The sequence below is a fragment of the Streptomyces sp. NPDC030143 genome (assembly GCF_055573695.1).
Genome location: NZ_JBVIAY010000006.1, coordinates 222,088 through 238,071, shown reverse-complemented (window position 1 = coordinate 238,071; position 15,984 = coordinate 222,088). Strand labels below are relative to the sequence as shown.

At 74.2% G+C, this 15,984-nt stretch carries 11 protein-coding genes and 1 pseudogene; 7 read left to right on the top strand and 5 right to left on the bottom strand.

Features of this window, described 5'->3' with window-relative positions; genetic code table 11:
* Positions 1 to 64: 64 nt before the first annotated feature.
* Both ACZ4YY_RS13625 and ACZ4YY_RS13620 read left to right on the top strand, forming a co-directional pair.
* Positions 65 to 1,780, top strand: coding sequence for an amidohydrolase (locus ACZ4YY_RS13625; RefSeq protein ID WP_468288211.1), 1,716 nt, complete (start codon positions 65 to 67; stop codon positions 1,778 to 1,780).
* 9 nt (positions 1,781 to 1,789) lie between these two features.
* A pseudogene (locus ACZ4YY_RS13620) lies at positions 1,790 to 2,731 on the top strand (TIGR03619 family F420-dependent LLM class oxidoreductase).
* Between the two features lie 68 nt (positions 2,732 to 2,799).
* Here ACZ4YY_RS13620 and ACZ4YY_RS13615 read toward each other — a convergent pair.
* Complete coding sequence (locus ACZ4YY_RS13615) at positions 2,800 to 4,329, bottom strand: multicopper oxidase family protein (protein WP_468288208.1); 1,530 nt, start codon at positions 4,327 to 4,329, stop codon at positions 2,800 to 2,802.
* Between the two features lie 260 nt (positions 4,330 to 4,589).
* On the opposite strand from ACZ4YY_RS13615, the gene ACZ4YY_RS13610 reads away from it, so the two are divergent.
* From ACZ4YY_RS13610 to ACZ4YY_RS13600, 3 genes are all read left to right on the top strand, one after another.
* Positions 4,590 to 5,870 (top strand): PP2C family protein-serine/threonine phosphatase, encoded by a 1,281-nt coding sequence (locus tag ACZ4YY_RS13610; protein WP_468288206.1) that lies wholly within the window; start codon positions 4,590 to 4,592, stop codon positions 5,868 to 5,870.
* 178 nt (positions 5,871 to 6,048) lie between these two features.
* Positions 6,049 to 7,941: a CASTOR/POLLUX-related putative ion channel gene (locus tag ACZ4YY_RS13605; protein WP_468288203.1), complete on the top strand. Its 1,893-nt coding sequence runs from the start codon at positions 6,049 to 6,051 to the stop codon at positions 7,939 to 7,941.
* A gap of 138 nt (positions 7,942 to 8,079) precedes the next feature.
* Complete coding sequence (locus ACZ4YY_RS13600; protein ID WP_468288200.1) at positions 8,080 to 9,042, top strand: YihY/virulence factor BrkB family protein; 963 nt, start codon at positions 8,080 to 8,082, stop codon at positions 9,040 to 9,042.
* A gap of 126 nt (positions 9,043 to 9,168) precedes the next feature.
* On the opposite strand, the gene ACZ4YY_RS13595 is transcribed toward ACZ4YY_RS13600, so the two are convergent.
* Entirely contained in the window at positions 9,169 to 9,855 is a 687-nt protein-coding gene (locus ACZ4YY_RS13595) for an NAD(P)-dependent oxidoreductase (protein ID WP_468288198.1), read from the bottom strand.
* Between the two features lie 206 nt (positions 9,856 to 10,061).
* Positions 10,062 to 11,027, bottom strand: a complete 966-nt coding sequence (locus ACZ4YY_RS13590; protein WP_468288195.1) for an EamA family transporter — start codon at positions 11,025 to 11,027, stop codon at positions 10,062 to 10,064.
* Between the two features lie 79 nt (positions 11,028 to 11,106).
* Between ACZ4YY_RS13590 and ACZ4YY_RS13585 the strand changes: the two genes are divergently transcribed.
* Both ACZ4YY_RS13585 and ACZ4YY_RS13580 read left to right on the top strand, forming a co-directional pair.
* Positions 11,107 to 11,994, top strand: a complete 888-nt coding sequence (locus ACZ4YY_RS13585; protein ID WP_468288566.1) for a LysR family transcriptional regulator — start codon at positions 11,107 to 11,109, stop codon at positions 11,992 to 11,994.
* Positions 11,995 to 12,057: 63 nt separating this feature from the next.
* Entirely contained in the window at positions 12,058 to 12,924 is an 867-nt protein-coding gene (locus ACZ4YY_RS13580; protein ID WP_468288192.1) for an oxygenase MpaB family protein, read from the top strand.
* Here ACZ4YY_RS13580 and ACZ4YY_RS13575 read toward each other — a convergent pair.
* The gene (locus tag ACZ4YY_RS13575; protein ID WP_468288189.1) at positions 12,918 to 13,640 is read right to left on the bottom strand and encodes a class E sortase; all 723 of its coding nucleotides are present in this window, start codon (positions 13,638 to 13,640) and stop codon (positions 12,918 to 12,920) included. The two genes, ACZ4YY_RS13580 and ACZ4YY_RS13575, sit on opposite strands and share 7 nt — an antisense overlap.
* Before the next feature lie 214 nt (positions 13,641 to 13,854).
* Positions 13,855 to 15,912 (bottom strand): SpoIIE family protein phosphatase, encoded by a 2,058-nt coding sequence (locus ACZ4YY_RS13570; protein WP_468288563.1) that lies wholly within the window; start codon positions 15,910 to 15,912, stop codon positions 13,855 to 13,857.
* Positions 15,913 to 15,984 lie beyond the last annotated feature (72 nt).

The following is a 15,984-nucleotide window of genomic DNA, read 5'->3' as shown; positions in this document are numbered from 1 at the left end:
CCCCTCTCCCGCCGCCCGTCCCGTGGACTGTCCGCACACGCGTGCACTGCCTGAAAGAGGTTCCATGAGCCCAACCGCTCCCACCCTGATCCTGACCGGCGGTCAGGTCCTCACCCTCGACCCGGGCTTCACCGTCACCGAAGGCGTGGCCGTGCGCGGCCGTGACATCCTCGCCACCGGCGGCGACGCGGAGATGCGCGCACTGGCCGGCCGGGACACCCGGATCGTCGAACTGCGCGGCCGGACCGTGCTGCCCGGTATCAACGACTCGCACCTGCACGGGGCCGCGTACGGCATGACGAAGCCGCCCTTCGCGCTCGGCGTCGGCCATCCCGCCGTGGGGTCGATCGCCGACATCGCCGCCGTGGTCGCGGAGGCGGCGCGCGCGGCCCGCCCGGGGGAGTGGATCGTCGGGCTCGGCTGGGACCCCGGCTACCTCGCCGAGTGCCTCGCCGACCCCGGCCGGTTCCCCCACCGCCGCGACCTCGACGCGAGCGCCCCCGACAACCCGGTCTGCCTGACCGACTTCTCCTCCCACATGGTGTGGGCCAACACCCAGGCGCTGCGCCGGTGCGGCGTCGACACGAGCACCGCGCCCCCGCCGGGAGGCGTCATCGACACCGGCCCCGACGGGCAGCCCACCGGCATCCTGCGCGAGGCCGCCCAGCAGCTCGTCCAGGCCGCCCTGCCCTCCCCGACCGTCGCCCAGCGCCGACAGGCCATCCGGAGCGTCATCCGGGAACTGCACTCCCGGGGCATCACCAGCTACACCGAGCCCGGTCTCGGCCCCGGCGGCGCCGGCACCCTGTTCGGTGGTCTGAGCACCGACAACTGGACCGCGTACGCCGAACTCGCGGAGGCCGGGGAGCTCGACGCCCGGGTCAGCGTGCTGCTGCTCCCCGCCCCCATGGGCGGCTCGGCCGACGACGTGCGCGCGGGCCTGGCCGAACTGCGCCGCCCCGAGTCCGCCGACCCCCGGCTGCTGCGGGCCGTCGGCGTCAAGATCTTCGCCGACGGGGTGCCCCCGAACCGCACGGCGTGGATGAGCGAGCCCTACTCCGGGGGCGGGCACGGGTCCCTGTGCGTGCAGGGCGACACCCCCGCCCTCCAGGTCGACGAACTGCGCGAGATGATCCGCACGGCGCACGAGGCCGGCTTCCAGCTCGGCGTGCACGTCACCGGCGACCGGGCCATCGACACCGTCGTGGACGCCTTCGTCGCGGCGAACGCGGCCGTGCCGCGCCCCGACGCCCGGCACTACGTCATCCACGGCGACTTCATCGGCCCCGGCAGCCTCGCCCGGCTCGCCGCCCACGGCTACGGCGTCAACATGAACCCCGCCATCAAGTGGACCGTCTCCGACCTCATGGACGAGGTCGTCGGCCCCGAACGCTCCGCCTACCAGTGGCCGGTGCGCTCCGCGATCGAGGCGGGCGTCCGCGTCTGCGCCAGCTCCGACGCGCCCATCACCGAGCCCGACTGGCGGCAGGGCGTCGCCGCGATGATGCTGCGCGAGTCCAAGGCCAGCGGCAGGACCAGCGGCCCCGACCAGTGCGTCACGCTCGCCGAGGCCCTGCGCGCCTACACGTCGACGCCGGCCTGGCAGGACTTCGCCGACGACTGGAAGGGCACCGTCGAGCCCGGCAGGACGGCGGACCTGTGCGTCCTGGACCGTCCGCTGCTCGACCTCGACCCGCACGACATCCCGGGCGTCCGGGTCGACCTCACGGTGTTCGACGGACGCGTGGTCTTCGAACGCCGAACGGACCCACTCCGGTAAGGAACCGACATGCCCCCCTCTCCCCGCATGCTGCTCGTCCTCAGCGAGAACTGGACCCTGACCGGCGGCCGGGCGGACCTGCCCGCCGCGGTGCGCTGGGCCCGCGAGGCCGAGGACGCCGGCTTCGACGCGGTCATGGTCAGCGAACACGTCGTCCTCGGCCCGGACGCGGCGGCAGCCGGCGTCATGGGCAACCCCCGCGACTACGCCCTGCCCGGCAACCAGGACCCGTTCACCCCGTGGCCGAACTCGCTGCTGCTGCTCGCGGCCATCGCCTCGGTGACCGAGCGGCTGCGGCTGGCCGCGGCAGCGGTCCTCGCCCCGTTGCGCCACCCGCTGCTCATGGCCCGGGAACTGGGCACCCTCGACCTGATCAGTGAGGGACGGCTGGTGGTGCAGCCCACGGTCAGCTGGAGCAGGGACGAGTACGACGCGCTGGGCGTGCCGTTCGACCGGCGGGGGAAGCTGCTGGACGAACACCTGAGCGTGTGGGTGAAGGCGTGGGGGCCGTCCCCCCTCTCCCACGACGGCGAGCACTACCCCTTCCGGGACGTGTACGTCGAACCCAAGGCGTACCGCCCCGGGGGTCCACGGCTGTGGTTCGGCGGACAGTGACTGCACGGGCCCGTCCTGCGCCGGCTGGTGCGGTACGGGCACGGCTTCCACCCGCTGGGCCGGCCCACCGCGCGGGACCTGCGGACGCTGAAGGAGGCCATGACCGAGGCCGGCCGCGACATCGCGGAACTGGAGATGGTCGGCGGCACCCGGGCGGTCTTCCCCGACGCCCGCGCACCGGCCGACCTCGGTGCCGCGCTGGCGTCCCTCCCCGAGCAGCTCGAGCAGGGGTTCACCACGTTCTGCGTCAAACCGAACCAGTTCATCGACGATCCCCAGGGCGTGAGCGCGTTCTGCCGCGAGGTCGTGCGGAGGGTGGAGGCGATGACGGCCTGACGCCGGCCGGGGCGGCGCCGGAGCGCCGCTCCCGGAGGTGGATCACCTCCGCCGTGCGGCTGTCACGCTCAGCGCACGTATTCGACGACCTGCATCATGCCCTGATCCTCGTGCTGGAGCTGGTGGCAGTGCAGCATCGACCGGCCCACGTGGTCCTCGGCCCGCAGACGGAAGGTGACCGTGCCGCGCGGCGGAAGGCCGACGGTGTCCTGCCAGAGGGGGGTGGCCAGCCGGCGGCCGTTGACGGCGGTGACCAGGAAGTGGTTGGTGTGCAGGTGGAAGGGGTGGTTGGCGTGGCTGTGGGACTGGTTGGCGACGGTCCACTCCTCCACCTCGCCCAGGCGGACGCGGTGGTTGACGTGGTCGGGCGCGAAGCGCCCCCAGGAGGGGTCCCGCCGGCCCGCCGTGACGTCGGCGTGCGGTGTCTCGCCGTCGCCGAGGATTCGGTAGGCGTTGGGGAAGTCGCCCGGGAAGACGTTGCTGTAACTGCGGAAGGCCAGGTGACGGGTGCGAGTGGGCGAGGGCAGGGAGGTGGGCCGTCCCGGCAGGCCGGTGGGCAGGGACATCCTGCGGGCGGCGCCGGTGACGATCAGCGTCATCAGGGGCCGGTCGACGCCGTCGGTGATCAGCTCGTAGGTGCCGGGCCGGCCGCCGCGGACCAGCACGTCGGCCCGTCCGCCCATGGGCAGCGACACCGAGGTGGAGGCCACGGGTGACATGAGGGTGATGCCGTCGCGCGCGATCTCGTGCAGCGTGTGCCCGTCCAGCCGCAGCGCGAGCGCGGTGAGTGCTCCGGCGTGGACGATCCTCCACCGCTGGACCTCTCCGGGCGCGATGGTGAGGGTGGGGTTCCTCACCCCGTTGACCAGGAAGGTCGGGGCGATGCCCTCGTAGACGCCGTCCGACGTCAGGTCCGGGACCCGTCCGCCGTGCAGCCGGAGTTCGTTGACGCACAGGACGACCTCCCGGGCGGCGGCGACCTCCGGGACCTCGTCGATGTCGCCCTCGACGATGATCACGCCCGCCATGCCGTTCAGCACCTGTGTCGCGGTGGACCCGTGATGGTGGGGGTGGTACCAGTACGTGCCGGCCGGGTGGTCGTCCGGGACGGCGATGCTGCTGCGGTGGGTGGTGGTCCGCCCCGGTGTCCCGGCGGGGTCGAAGGAGCGGAAGACGTTGTCCCCCTCGCCCGTGGGGTCGACGTGCATGCCGTGCGTGTGCAGGTTGAGGGTGTTGAAGCGGTGCGGGACGTTGACGTCGTCGTGCGGCGCCGCCGGGTTGGGTGGCAGCGCGTTGACGTGGGTGATGTCGAGCCGGCCGCCCGGGCGCACCCGCAGCGTCGGCCCGGGGACCGCCCCTTCGTAGGTGCGGGTGCGGACGCTGCCGATCCCGGGGATCTCCTGGTCGGTGAAGCCGACCGTCAGCCGGGTGGAGAGCCGGCCCGTACGTGAGGACGCCGTGCGCGCGGCCGGCTGGGGGAAGCCGTCGGTGTCCGCCGGGTGGGCCACTGCGTGCGGGCCCGCGGCCGTCGCGGCCGAGACCGCTGCCGCGGCACCCGGCAGGCTCTTCAGCACGCTGCGTCGGGACAGTGGGGTCACAGAGGGCCTCCAGGGGCGAACGGACGGTCGACTCCGCCCGGCGAGCCGAAGTGCAAAAAGGGGCAAATGGGATGAAAGGTGATTGCAGCTTAAGGTGGGTATCACGGCTCCCCGGCGTGCGACGCGGCCTCACGACCCACTGCGGGCGCTGGGTCGGCGGTGAAGAGGCAGGCAGGAGTGGCGGAGAGACGGGTGCGGCCGCCGTGCAGCGTCCCGCTCGTCGCGCGGGGCGCTGCGGCGGCCGTGACGGAGGTGCGCCGATGGAGGGCTGCGACGAGGGCGGGCGGGCGATGCTCACAGGTCTGCTGGACGCCAGTCACCTCATGCCCGTAGAGCTGCTGCCGGCGAAGGTCCACGCGTGCGCGCTCACGGCGGGCTTCAGCGAGGTGCTGATCTACCTGGCGGACCTGCAACGCGGCACCCTGTGTCTGCTCGTGGGGGAAGGGGTCGCCGCGGACGGGCACGAGCGGGAGCTGCCGGTGGAGGGAACGGTCGCCGGGCGGGCCTTCCAGTACGGCGACGTGCTGCCCGCCGCCTCGGCGGGTGCCGGTGTCTTCGAGTGGTGGGTGCCGCTCCTGGACGGCACGGAACGGATCGGGCTGCTGCGGGTGACCTCCGACCGCAACGACGTCCGCGGCCGGCAGGACATGGAGGCGCTCGCCGCGCTCGTGGCCCTGATCCTCGTCAGCAAGCGGGGGACCAGCGACGCACTGGCCAAGCTGGTGCGCTCGCAACCGATGAGCATCGCCGCGGAGATGCAATGGAACCTCCTGCCGCCCCGCACCTACGCGGACGGGCGGGTGGCGATCTCCGCCTCACTGGAACCCGCCTACCAGATCAGCGGCGACGTGTTCGAGTACGCCGTCGACGGACCCCTGGTCCATCTGACGATCTTCGACGCGATGGGCCACGACACCGCCGCCGGCCTCTCCGCGGCGCTGGCCCTCGGAGCGTGCCGCAACGCCCGCCGGCAGGGCTCCGACCTCGTCGGCAAGGGGGAGGCCGTCGAAGCCGCCCTCCTCGAGCAGTACGGCCGCCGGCGCTACGTCACCGGCATCCTCGCCACCCTCGACACCCGGACCGGCGTGCTGCACTGGGTGAACCGCGGCCACCACCCGCCGATCGTCATCCGCGACAACCGCTGGACCACCCACCTCGCCTGCCCGCCCGCCCACCCCATGGGTACCGACCTGGGGCTGCCGAGCCATGTGTGCCGCGAGCACCTCCAGCCCGGTGACCGCATCGTGCTGTACACCGACGGCATCACCGAGGCCCGCCGCCCCGGCGGCCCCGAGTTCGGACTGGACCGCTTCGTCGACTTCCTCATCCGCCGCCACGCGGACGGCCTGCCCGTCCCCGAGACGCTGCGCCGCCTCATCCACACGGTCCTCGAGTACCACGACGGCCACCTCCAGGACGACGCCACCGTCCTGCTGTGCGAATGGCTCGGCCCGCACCTGGAGCCGGTCGAGGCGGCAGCCGACCTGGCCGGGCTGCGCTCCCGGCGGCACGGCGACGAGGCCGAGCCGCGACCGCGCTGAGCGCTGCCCGGAACGCCTCGAAGGTGTGAACCGGCGGCGATCCCCGTCCCTCGCCGCTCCCCGGCCAGCACACTGCCAGGTACACGTCCGGGCCCGTGCCCTGCGGGGGTGTCCCGCCGTGCGTGCCGCAGCGCACGGCGGGACACCGCCGACAGGCACGGCGGCAGAGGGGAGAAGGGTGGCGCCGCGGCGGACTGCGCTCGGAGACAGGGCTCGCTACTGGTTCGACAGCACGCTGGCACGCGGCGTCTCCGCCCTCGTGGGCTGGCTGGCCCTGCTGTGCCTGGTCGTCGTCGTCCCGGCCAGCGCGGTCCTGGTGTGGACCGACCCGGACGCGCCGGCGTCGCCCGCGGACAGACTGGCGGCGGTGTGGCACCTCACCGGCGAGACGCTGCGCCTGGGCGGCGCCACGGGAACCCCGCTGCGGGTGGTGCTGTCGGTCCTGCTCGCCCTCGTCGCCCTGCTGTACGTCTCCACGCTCGTCGGGCTCATCACGACCGCTCTGACGGAGCGACTCACCGCCCTGCGCCGGGGCCGCTCCACCGTCCTCGAACAGGGCCACGCCGTGGTGCTGGGCTGGTCCGAGCAGGTCTTCACGGTCGTGGGTGAACTGGTGGCCGCCAACGCCAACCAGCGGAACGCGGCGGTGGCGGTGCTGGCCGACCGGGACAAGACGGCGATGGAGGAGGCACTGGCCACGAAGGTGGGGCCCCTCGGCCGCACCCGGTTGATCTGCCGCAGCGGCCCCACCACCGATCCCGCGGTGCTCTCCCTGACCAACCCGGCCGAGGCCGGTGTCGTGCTGGTCCTCCCCCAGGACGAACCCGGCGCCGACGCCCAGGTGGTCAAGACGCTGCTCGCCTTCCGGGCCGCGCTGCCCGACGGCGTGACGGGCCCGCCCGTCGTCGCCGCCGTACGGGACGACCGGTACCGGCTCGCGGCCTCCCTCGCCGCCGGACCGGGCGGCATCGTCCTGGAGAGCGACACCATCACCGCCGCACTGATCGTCCAGGCCGCCCGCCGCCCCGGACTCTCCCTCGTGCACCGCGAACTCCTCGACTTCGCCGGGGACGAGTTCTACCTCATCAGCGAACCGTCCCTCACCGGACGCCCGTTCGGCGACGCGCTGCTGTCCTACCCGACGTCCAGCGTCGTCGGACTGATGCGCGAAGACGTTCCCCTGCTCAGCCCGCCCCCGCACACCCCGATCGGTCCGGACGACCTGCTCGTCGTCATCCGCCACGACGACGACACCGTCCACCCGGAGGACTGCTCCCACCTGGTCGAGGAGGAGCTGACGACGTCCGCACGGCCGGCGTCCGCGCGACCGGAACGGGTGCTCCTGCTCGGCTGGAACCGCCGGGCGTCCCTCATCGTCGACCGGCTGCGCCGCTGCGCCCGGCCCGGCTCGACCGTCGACGTGATGGCCGAGGCGAAAGAGGCCACGCTCCGCCAGGTGGACGACGGCGGCGCCGGCACCGGGCTGACCCTGACGCCCCACCAGGGTGACGTGACGCGCCCCGAGACCCTGCGCCGCCTGGACATCGCCTCGTACGACAGTGTGATCGTGCTCGGCCGGGACCCCGCCCCGGGCGAACCGTCGGACGCCCCCGACGACCGCACCCTCGTCACCCTCCTGCTGCTGCAGCAGATGGAGGAGGCCACCGGACGCGAACTGCCGGTGGTCACCGAACTGGTCGACGACCGCAACCGGGCGCTGGCCCCGATCAGCCCGGGCGCCGACGTGATCATCAGCGGCAAGCTCATCGGTCTGCTGATGGCGCAGATCTCGCAGAACCGGCACCTGGCGGCGGTGTTCGAGGAACTGTTCTCCGCCGAGGGCAACGGCGTCCACCTGAGGCCGGCCACCGACTACGTCCTGCCGGGCCGTGAGACACCCTTCGCCACGGTCGTGGCCGCAGCGCGTCAGCGCGGTGAATGCGCCATCGGCTACCGCAGCCACGACGACGCGTCGAACGGCCCCGCCCACGGGCTGCGCGTCAACCCGCCCAAGAGCGAGCGCCGCCGCTGGGGCGACCGGGACGAAGTGGTCGTCGTCGGCACGGACTGACCGGAGGTCCCCGGCCGGGGCGGGCGCGCCGTACGTCTGAATCGCATGCGGCCGGGGAGACGGTATCCCGGGACCCGCGACCGGCAGGTGCCCCGGCGGGCCCGCCGCCGGACCGAGGTGCGAGGAGAGACGCAGACCATGGGGACGGTCGTACACGTGCCGCAGACGCGGGACATGATCGGGGAGGAACTCTCCGGTGACGAGGCCTTCACCGCGTTGCGCCGCTACGGAGGTGTACGGCTGCTGACCGACGCGTTCTCGCGGTTCCGGTACGCGGACGGCTTCACCCACGCACGCGCCCTCGGCTTCCAGTTCGTGCTGGGCATGGTGCCGTTCACGATCGCCCTGGTCGGCGTGGCCACGGCCGCGCACACGGAGAGCGTCGGGCGGATCATCGAGCTGACCCTGGGCCGGATCGTGCCGGGCGCCAGCTCGGACGTCGTCGAGGAGGCGCTGACCGGAACCCGCCGCAGCGCCGACTCCGACGTCTGGGGCACCGTCGCGCTGTGGCTCGGTCTCGCCTTCTCGGCCCTCAACCTGGCCTCGGCCATGGGGCAGGTGGAACGGGGCGCCAACCGGATCTACGGCATCGAACGCGACCGGCCCTTCCCGCGGAAGTACGGCCGCGCCCTGCTGCTCGCCTTCGCCGCGGGCGTGCCGATGGTGCTGGGCTTCCTCGTCCTGGTGGCGGGCGAGGCGGTGGGGGAGTCCACGGCCGAGGCCTTCGGCTGGTCCGGGGCCCCGACCTGGTGGGGAGTCCTTCGGATCCCGCTGGGCACGGTCCTCGCCTGGGTCGCCTCCGCCGTCGTCTTCCGCTGGTCGCCGCGGCGCGACCAGCCCGGGTACACGTGGCTGGCGTTCGGTTCGGCCGTCCATCTGGTGCTGTGGGTCGGCGCCACCTGGCTGCTGACGCTGTACGTCGCCGAGAGCGGTTCCTTCGGTGCCGTGTACGGGCCTCTCACGGCGTTCGTGGCGCTCCTGCTGTGGGCCAACCTGACGGGTGTCGCCCTGTTCCTCGGCATCGCCTTCGCCGCCCAGCTGGAAGCGGCACGCGCCGGTCTGTCCACCGCCGTACACCCGGACCCCGGGCCCGGCCCGTGACCGACCTGCCCGGACCGGATCACGGGACTGCCCGATCCGCGCGCCCGGTCGCAGGACTTCGGGCCGGGACGGCGGCTGGTGCCCCGGGATCTCCCCGTCGCCGTCCCGTGCGCCGCCGCTGGCAGTTCACGTGTCCCGGTGCACCACCGTGATGTGACGCCGGACGCCGGGGTCGTCGAGTTCGTCGACCACGGCGACGGCCAGGTCCTCGGCGCTGATCCACGACCGGCCGTCGGCGGTGGTGAGCAGGGTGTCGGTGCCGCGCCGGTAGCGGCCGGTGCGCCGGCCGGGTTCGAGCAGGGCCGGCGGGCTCAGGTACACCCAGTCCGCCCCCGCGTGCGCCTGACAGGCCCGCAACTGGGCGACCCCCGCGACGGCGACCGCGCGGTACTCGGCGGGCACGTACCCGGGATCGTCGGCGACCAGCAGGTCCGGGGCGCCGGGGCTGCGCAGGGCACCCGCCCCGCCGACCACGAGGACACGCGTCCCGTGCCGGGCGGCGAAGTCCAGCACCGCACGGGTGGCACCGACGAGGAACTCCTGATCGGCAGGGAACGTCCGGACGGTCACCACGACGGCGTCCGGGGCGGGCCCGTGGGCGGCGGAGCCGGCGAGCGCCGCGTGCAGGGCGCGCGGATCGTGGGCGTCGACGGCGATCGGTGTCACGCCCGGGCCGTCGACCGCGGGCCTCCGGGACAGCGCGAGCATCCGGTGCCCGCGCGCCCCGGCCTCGGCGACCACTCGGCGGCCCACCATGCCGGTGGCGCCGAGCACGGCGATCGTCCTGCGGGACGCCTTCGCACGGCCCTCCACCGCACCGACCTCCTTCGAACCCGGTGTCATCGCACCGGCCGCCCGTGAGCCCGTCGTCGTCCCACCCGTCTCCCGTGAACCCGCAGACACCGCACCGGCCTCCATCGAACCCGTCGTCGTCCCACCGGCCTCCCGCGCATGCGTCGTCATCGCACCGGCCTCCCGCGCATGCGTCGTCATCGCACCCGTCCTCGAAGAACCCGTCGTCATCGGCCGTGCTCCTCGCACGGCGGCGGGTCTCCCGCGGTCCGGCCGCGGGAGAGAAGGCCGCGCAGCTCGGGGGAGGGGAACTGCGTGGCGAGCAACGCGGCCAGGGCCAGGACGAAACCGGCGGTCTGCGTCGTGCTCAGCGACTCGCCGAGTCCGGTGCCGACGAGGGTCGCGACCAGCGGGGACAGCAGCACCAGCGGGGCGGACGCGCCGACCGGGAGCCGCCCGATCCCGCGGAACCACAGTGTGTACGCGATCAGCCCGCCCATGCTGCCCAGCCACAGATAACCGCCGGCCGCCGCCGCGTCGATCCGCTGCGGTACTCCTTCGAGCGCCAGGGTGAGCGGGAGCAACAGCAGGCCGCCGGCCGTCAGTTGCCAGCCCGCCATGGTCAGGGGCCCCACCCCCGCCGGGCGGCCCCAGCGCTTGGTGAGGACGACCCCGCCGGCCATCGTGGCCGTACCGCCGAGACCCGCGAGCACCCCCACGGTGTCCAGCCGGGCCTCCGGTCCGAGCACGACGAGTCCGACACCGAGCACGCCGAGCGCGCCCCAGATCCACCGCCAGGCCGTCGGCCGGTCGCGCAGTACCGCGATGGCCAGCCCGGCGACCAGCAGCGGCTGGGTCGCGCCGAGGGTGGCGGCGACCCCGCCGGGCAGCCGTTCGGCTGCCAGGAACAGCAGGGGGAACAGCACGCCGATGTTGAGCACACCGAGGACGGCGGCCTTCCACCACCAGTCCCCGCGCGGCAGCACGCGGGCGAAAGCCAGCCCGACCAGGCCGGCGGGCAGGGCGCGCATCAACCCGGCGAACAGCGGATGCCCGGACGGGAGGAGTTCCGTGGTCACGGCGTACGTGGTGCCCCAGGTGGCCGGGGCGAGCGCGGTCAAGGCGACGGTCGCCACCCGGTGCGCGGCCGCGGTCCGCGGCACGGCCGGGGGCCGCTCGGTCAAGGTCTGCATGCCGGGCAGTCTCCGCCGAGCCGGGCCATGACTCCAAAGCATGGTTGCCATGCCAGCCATGAACGGAGACGATGATCACGTGGACCTGCAACAGATGCGCTACGCCGTCGCCCTGGCCGACACGCGCAACTTCACCCGTGCCGCCGAGCACTGCTCGGTCGTGCAGTCCTCGCTCAGCCACCGGATCGCCGGCCTGGAGCGCGAACTCGGGGTCCGGCTCTTCGCCCGCTCCAGCCGCCGCGTCGAACTGACCAGTGCCGGGGCGGCGTTCGTCGCCGGCGCCCGCGACTGTCTGGCCGCCGCCGACCGCGCGGTCGCCGACGCCGCCGCGGCGGCCGGCGTGGTCCGCGGCCGGCTCGCCGTCGGCGTGATCGTGACCGCGGCCGCCGTCGACGTCCCCGATCTGCTGATGCGGTACCGCGCCCGCTATCCGGAGGTCCGGGTCGTCCTGCGCTCCGGTCGCAGCGACGAGCTGGTGGCGGCGATCCGCGAGGGCGATCTGGACATCGCCTTCCTCGGCCTGCCGGAGGGCGAACGGCCGTCCGGGGTGGAGAGCGTCGTCCTCGACCACGACCGGCATGTGCTGGTGGTGCCGGCCGGGCACCGGCTCGCGGGCGCGACCCGGGTCACGCTGGAGGAGATCGCAGACGAGACCTTCGTGGACTTCATGGCCGGCACACCCGCCCGGGCCCAGTCCGACCAGGCGTTCACCGCGGCCGGGCTGGTCCGGGACGTCGCGTACGAGGCCGGGGTCGTCGAGCTGATGACCCGGCTGATCGCGCGGGGGCTGGGCGTCGCGCTGATGCCGTCGGCGTTCATCCGCCCGGTGGCCGGCGAGGATCCGGACTTGGCGCTGGTTCCCGTGGTCGACGGACCGCGCCGACTCGAGTACCTGGCGTGGAGCCGCTTCAACCCCAGCCCGGCCACCCGGGCCGTGCTCGGTGTCCTCGGGGTCACCTCACCCTGAGCGGCCCTCCCCGCGCCAGGCGGACATGTCGGACACTGGGCAGCAGGAGAGGGGAGGCCGACCGTGCTGACCGTAGTCCGTGAACAGCTGGGCCAGGCCCTGTTCCGTCGTGTCGCCGGACCCGACGGACCGGCGACGCGGGCCCGCATCCACCACACACCCGGACCACGGTGGTTCGGACCCGACCGCCCGATCCGCGCCGTCCACGGGGACGCCTCGATGTTCATCGGCGGGCTGAGTGCGCTGCTCCTGCAGTCCCTGCACCCGCTCGCCATGGCGGCGGTGGCCGGGCACTCCGGCTACCGGGGCGACCCGTGGGGCCGGCTCCAGCGCACCAGTACCTTTCTGGCCGTGACGACCTTCGGCACGGCCGAGGACGCCCAGCGGGCGGTCGACCACGTCCGGGGCATCCACGAACGCATTCGCGGGACGACGGCCGAGGGCGTGCCGTACCACGCGTCCGATCCGCACCTGCTCGGCTGGGTGCACGCCGCCGAGACGGACAGCTTCCTGCGCGCCCACGCACGCTACGGAGCGCGCCCGCTGGATGCCGCGGGCTACGACGCCTACGTCGCCGACACCGCCCGCGTCGCCGAGGCGCTCGGGGTGAGCGACCCCCCGCGCGACCGCCGCGAGCTGTCCCGGCGCCTGACCGCCTACCGGCCCGAACTGCGCGCCACCCCCGAGGCCCGGGCCGCCGCCCGGTTCCTGCTGCTCCAGCCTCCCCTGCCCCTCGCGGTACGGCCCTTCTACGGCGGACTGGCCGTGAACGCTGTCGCCCTGCTCCCGCCCTGGGCCCGCGGCATGCTGTGGCTGCCCCGGGTGCCGGTCGTCGAGGACCTCGCCGTACGCCCGACCGGCCAGGCCCTGACCCGGACGATCCGCTGGGCCATGAGCCCACCGCGGCAGTCGCGCGGCGGAGGTCAGTGAGCGCCCGCCGGCCGGGCCGCGGTCAGGACGCCGATCTTGTCGATGCGGTGCTCGGGATTGCCCTGGGCGTCCCGCCAGAAGTTGCCCGCCGCGTTGTCCTCCGGCGTGGCGCAGGTGGACAGCGTGATCATCGCCCGGGTGGGCTTCTCGCCCGGTGAGCCGGGAACGGCGGCCCGTTGCTCGGCGAGCGAGCGGGCGGAGCGGAAGGACGTCGTCCGGGTCTCGACGATGCGGTACTCGTAGGCGGTGTCGCCCGCCGTCACGAGGACCGTGTCACCCACCTCGAGGGCGGGCAGGTCGCGCAGCGGCCCGCCGGCGGAGAGCCGGTGTGCCGTCACCAGATAGTTGCCGACGTCCCCCGGACCCACGCCGCCCCGCTCCCCGTACGGGCTGGCGGCCACGCCGCGGTCCTGGATCCGCGTGCCGGCCCGGTCGTCGGTGGTCCCCTCGTAGGGGACGATGCGCAGGTCCGTCACCCGGATCCCCGGTATGTCGAGGTCGGCGGCCCTCGGCCGGGGTGCGGGAGTGGGGGCGGAGGGCGGAGCGGGTGCGGACGGTTCGGAGGCGGGCGGGGCGGGCGCCGGGGCGGCCACGGCGGATGCCGTTTTTTCGGCGGGGGCCTCCCCGTTCGGTGCGGCACAGCCCACGAGCGCGGCGACGGCCGCCGCGACGGCGGTGGCGGCGACGGCGGGGCGGGCGTGTCGGGCACGGTTCACGGGTTCTCCACGGCCTGACGACGAGAGTCTCTCCCAGCCGCAACGAAGAAACGGAGCATGGCATTCCAGATCCGGCCACCCCTCTCTTCCGGCCACCTCTCTTCCGGTCGCTCTCCGTCCCGGCCGCCTCCGCTCTCCGTCCCGGCCGCTCTCCCTCCGGGACGGTCCCTCCAGGCTTCCCCTCCGGGGGCTTCCCCTCACTACGGGATTTCCCTTAGGCCTCGCGCCGCGGGCCGGGGCGGATGACGAGCAGGGCGATGTCGTCCTCCGGCTCGGGCGCATGGCGGATCAGGGCGTCGGCCATGGCGTCCAGATCACCGGGATCGGTGCGCGACACCAGCGCGGCGAGCGCGTCGATCGCGTCGTCGAGGTCGACACCCGGCTGCTCGATGAGCCCGTCGGTGTACAGGACGAGGACACAGCCCGGTGGCAGGGGGAACTCGATGGCCGAGTAGTCCGCCTGTCGGTCGATGCCGAGGAGCAGGCCGGGCGGGGCGCGCAGCACGTCCGTGCGGCCCCCGGCGTGCCGCAGCAGGGCCGGCGGGTGGCCGGCGCTGGCCAGACAGGCGGTCCGGCGGCCGAGGTCCAGGTGCGCGTAGAGGCAACTGGCGAAACGGCCCGCATCCAGGTCGACGAGCAGACGGTTGGTCCCCTGCAGTACGTCGCCCGGGGGTGCTCCGACGGTCGCCTGACCGTGCACGGCGGTGCGCACCTGCCCCATCAGGGCCGCCGCATCGATGTCGTGGCCCTGGACGTCGCCGATGGCGGCGGCCACCGTCGCGTGGTCCAGGCGGATGAGGTCGTAGAAGTCACCGCCCACCTCCACCCCGAGGCCGGCCGGCCGGTAGCGGGCGGCGACCGTCAGGCCCTCGATCTCGGGCAGGTGCCCGGGCAGGAGCGCGGCCTGGAGCTGACGCGCCACGGTGTACTGGGTGTCGTACAGGCGGGCCCGCTCCAGGGCCTGGCCGACCAGTCCGGCCAGCGCCGTCAGCGCGGCGCGCTCGGTCGGCGGGAAACGCCGGGGCCGGTCGTAGGCGAGGACGAGCGCCCCCGTGGCGCGGCCCGAGGCGATCAACGGCAGGAACGCCCAGGAGACCTTGTCGTCCAGGTGGACCGCGTCGGGGTAGGCCGACCGCAGGTCGTCGAAGGTGGTGAAGAACTCCGGGTCGCAACTGGCCGTCACCCGCGCTGCGGGCATGTCCGCGGTGAGCGGCAGGCCGTCGAACGGGGCCATCAGCGCCGCGCTGTAGCCGTCATGGCGCAGGACCCGCAGTCGGCCGTCCTGTGCGGACATCAGGGCCATGGCGGTGGCGCCGAGTGCCGGCATCAGCTGGTCGGCGGCCTGACGGGCCACGTCCTGCACTCCGACGGCCTCGGTGAGCGTGGCGGCCAGGTGCATCAGGTGGTACAGGGTGCCGGCCCGCCCGGGGCTCGCGGCGGCGGGCTCGCCCGCCGCGGCGCCCTCGGGGGGAGCCGGCGACGGGCCCGGTGCGAACCGGTCGGCGGGGCCGCCGGGGGTGATCCGGACGCTGATGCCGGAAGGATCCGGGTAGAGCTCGAAGCACAGCCGGCTGCCTGGCGGGCGCACCGCCGTGAACGCGGTGGGCTGCTCACTGACCAGGGACGCCCGATAGCGGTCCTCGACCTCCGGAAGGTCCATCCACGGCAACGCCTCCCACGGCAGGGCGCCGAGCAGGCCGGCGGCGTCCGCACCGAGCAGGCGGGCCGCTTCGGGGGTGACGAAGGTGAAGCGGCCGCTGACGTCCAGCGCGCAGCACCCTCCGGGCAGCCGTGCGAGGAACGCGGCGAGCTCCTTCGCCTCGCCCGGGAGCCCGCGGGCGCCGGACGAGGGGTGCGGCAGGATCCGGGGCTCCTCCGTCGGGCGCAGTCCGCCGCTGTGCTCCGCCCGGCGCAGCAGCCGGCCCAGTCGGCGGGAGCCGGCGTCGATCGCCCGGCGCTCGCCCTCACGCAGCCGCGACGGGTGCACGGCCGGCCACAGCAGTACGAGGCCACCCGTGACCGTGCCGCCGTCCAGGAGGGGCGCGGCGGCCAGCGAGAAGGCGTAGGGCAGCACGAGGGAGACGCGGGGATAGCGGCGCGCCATGTCCTCCAAGCCGCCCACCCACACCAGGCGGCCCTCCCGCACGGCGTCGGACACCGGAACGGATTCGGACAGCCCCGCCCGCGTCCACGGGGCGGCCATCGCACGCGGTGCGCCCGTCGTCGCCACCAGCCACAGGGCGTCACCGGGGGGCGGCAGCACGTAGAGCATGCCTCGGGAGGCGCCGCTGTCGCGCACCACGTCCAGCAGCGCGTCGTCCACCGCCCCGAGCTGGGCACCAGG

Excerpts from the sequence above, each read along its gene's own strand:
- ACZ4YY_RS13625 (WP_468288211.1), top strand. The coding sequence starts at position 65 with ATGAGCCCAACCGCTCCCACCCTGATCCTGACCGGCGGTCAGGTCCTC.
- ACZ4YY_RS13610 (WP_468288206.1), top strand. The coding sequence starts at position 4,590 with ATGGAGGGCTGCGACGAGGGCGGGCGGGCGATGCTCACAGGTCTGCTG.
- ACZ4YY_RS13600 (WP_468288200.1), top strand. The coding sequence starts at position 8,080 with ATGGGGACGGTCGTACACGTGCCGCAGACGCGGGACATGATCGGGGAG.
- ACZ4YY_RS13590 (WP_468288195.1), bottom strand. The coding sequence starts at position 11,027 with ATGCAGACCTTGACCGAGCGGCCCCCGGCCGTGCCGCGGACCGCGGCC.
- ACZ4YY_RS13570 (WP_468288563.1), bottom strand. The coding sequence starts at position 15,912 with ATGCTCTACGTGCTGCCGCCCCCCGGTGACGCCCTGTGGCTGGTGGCG.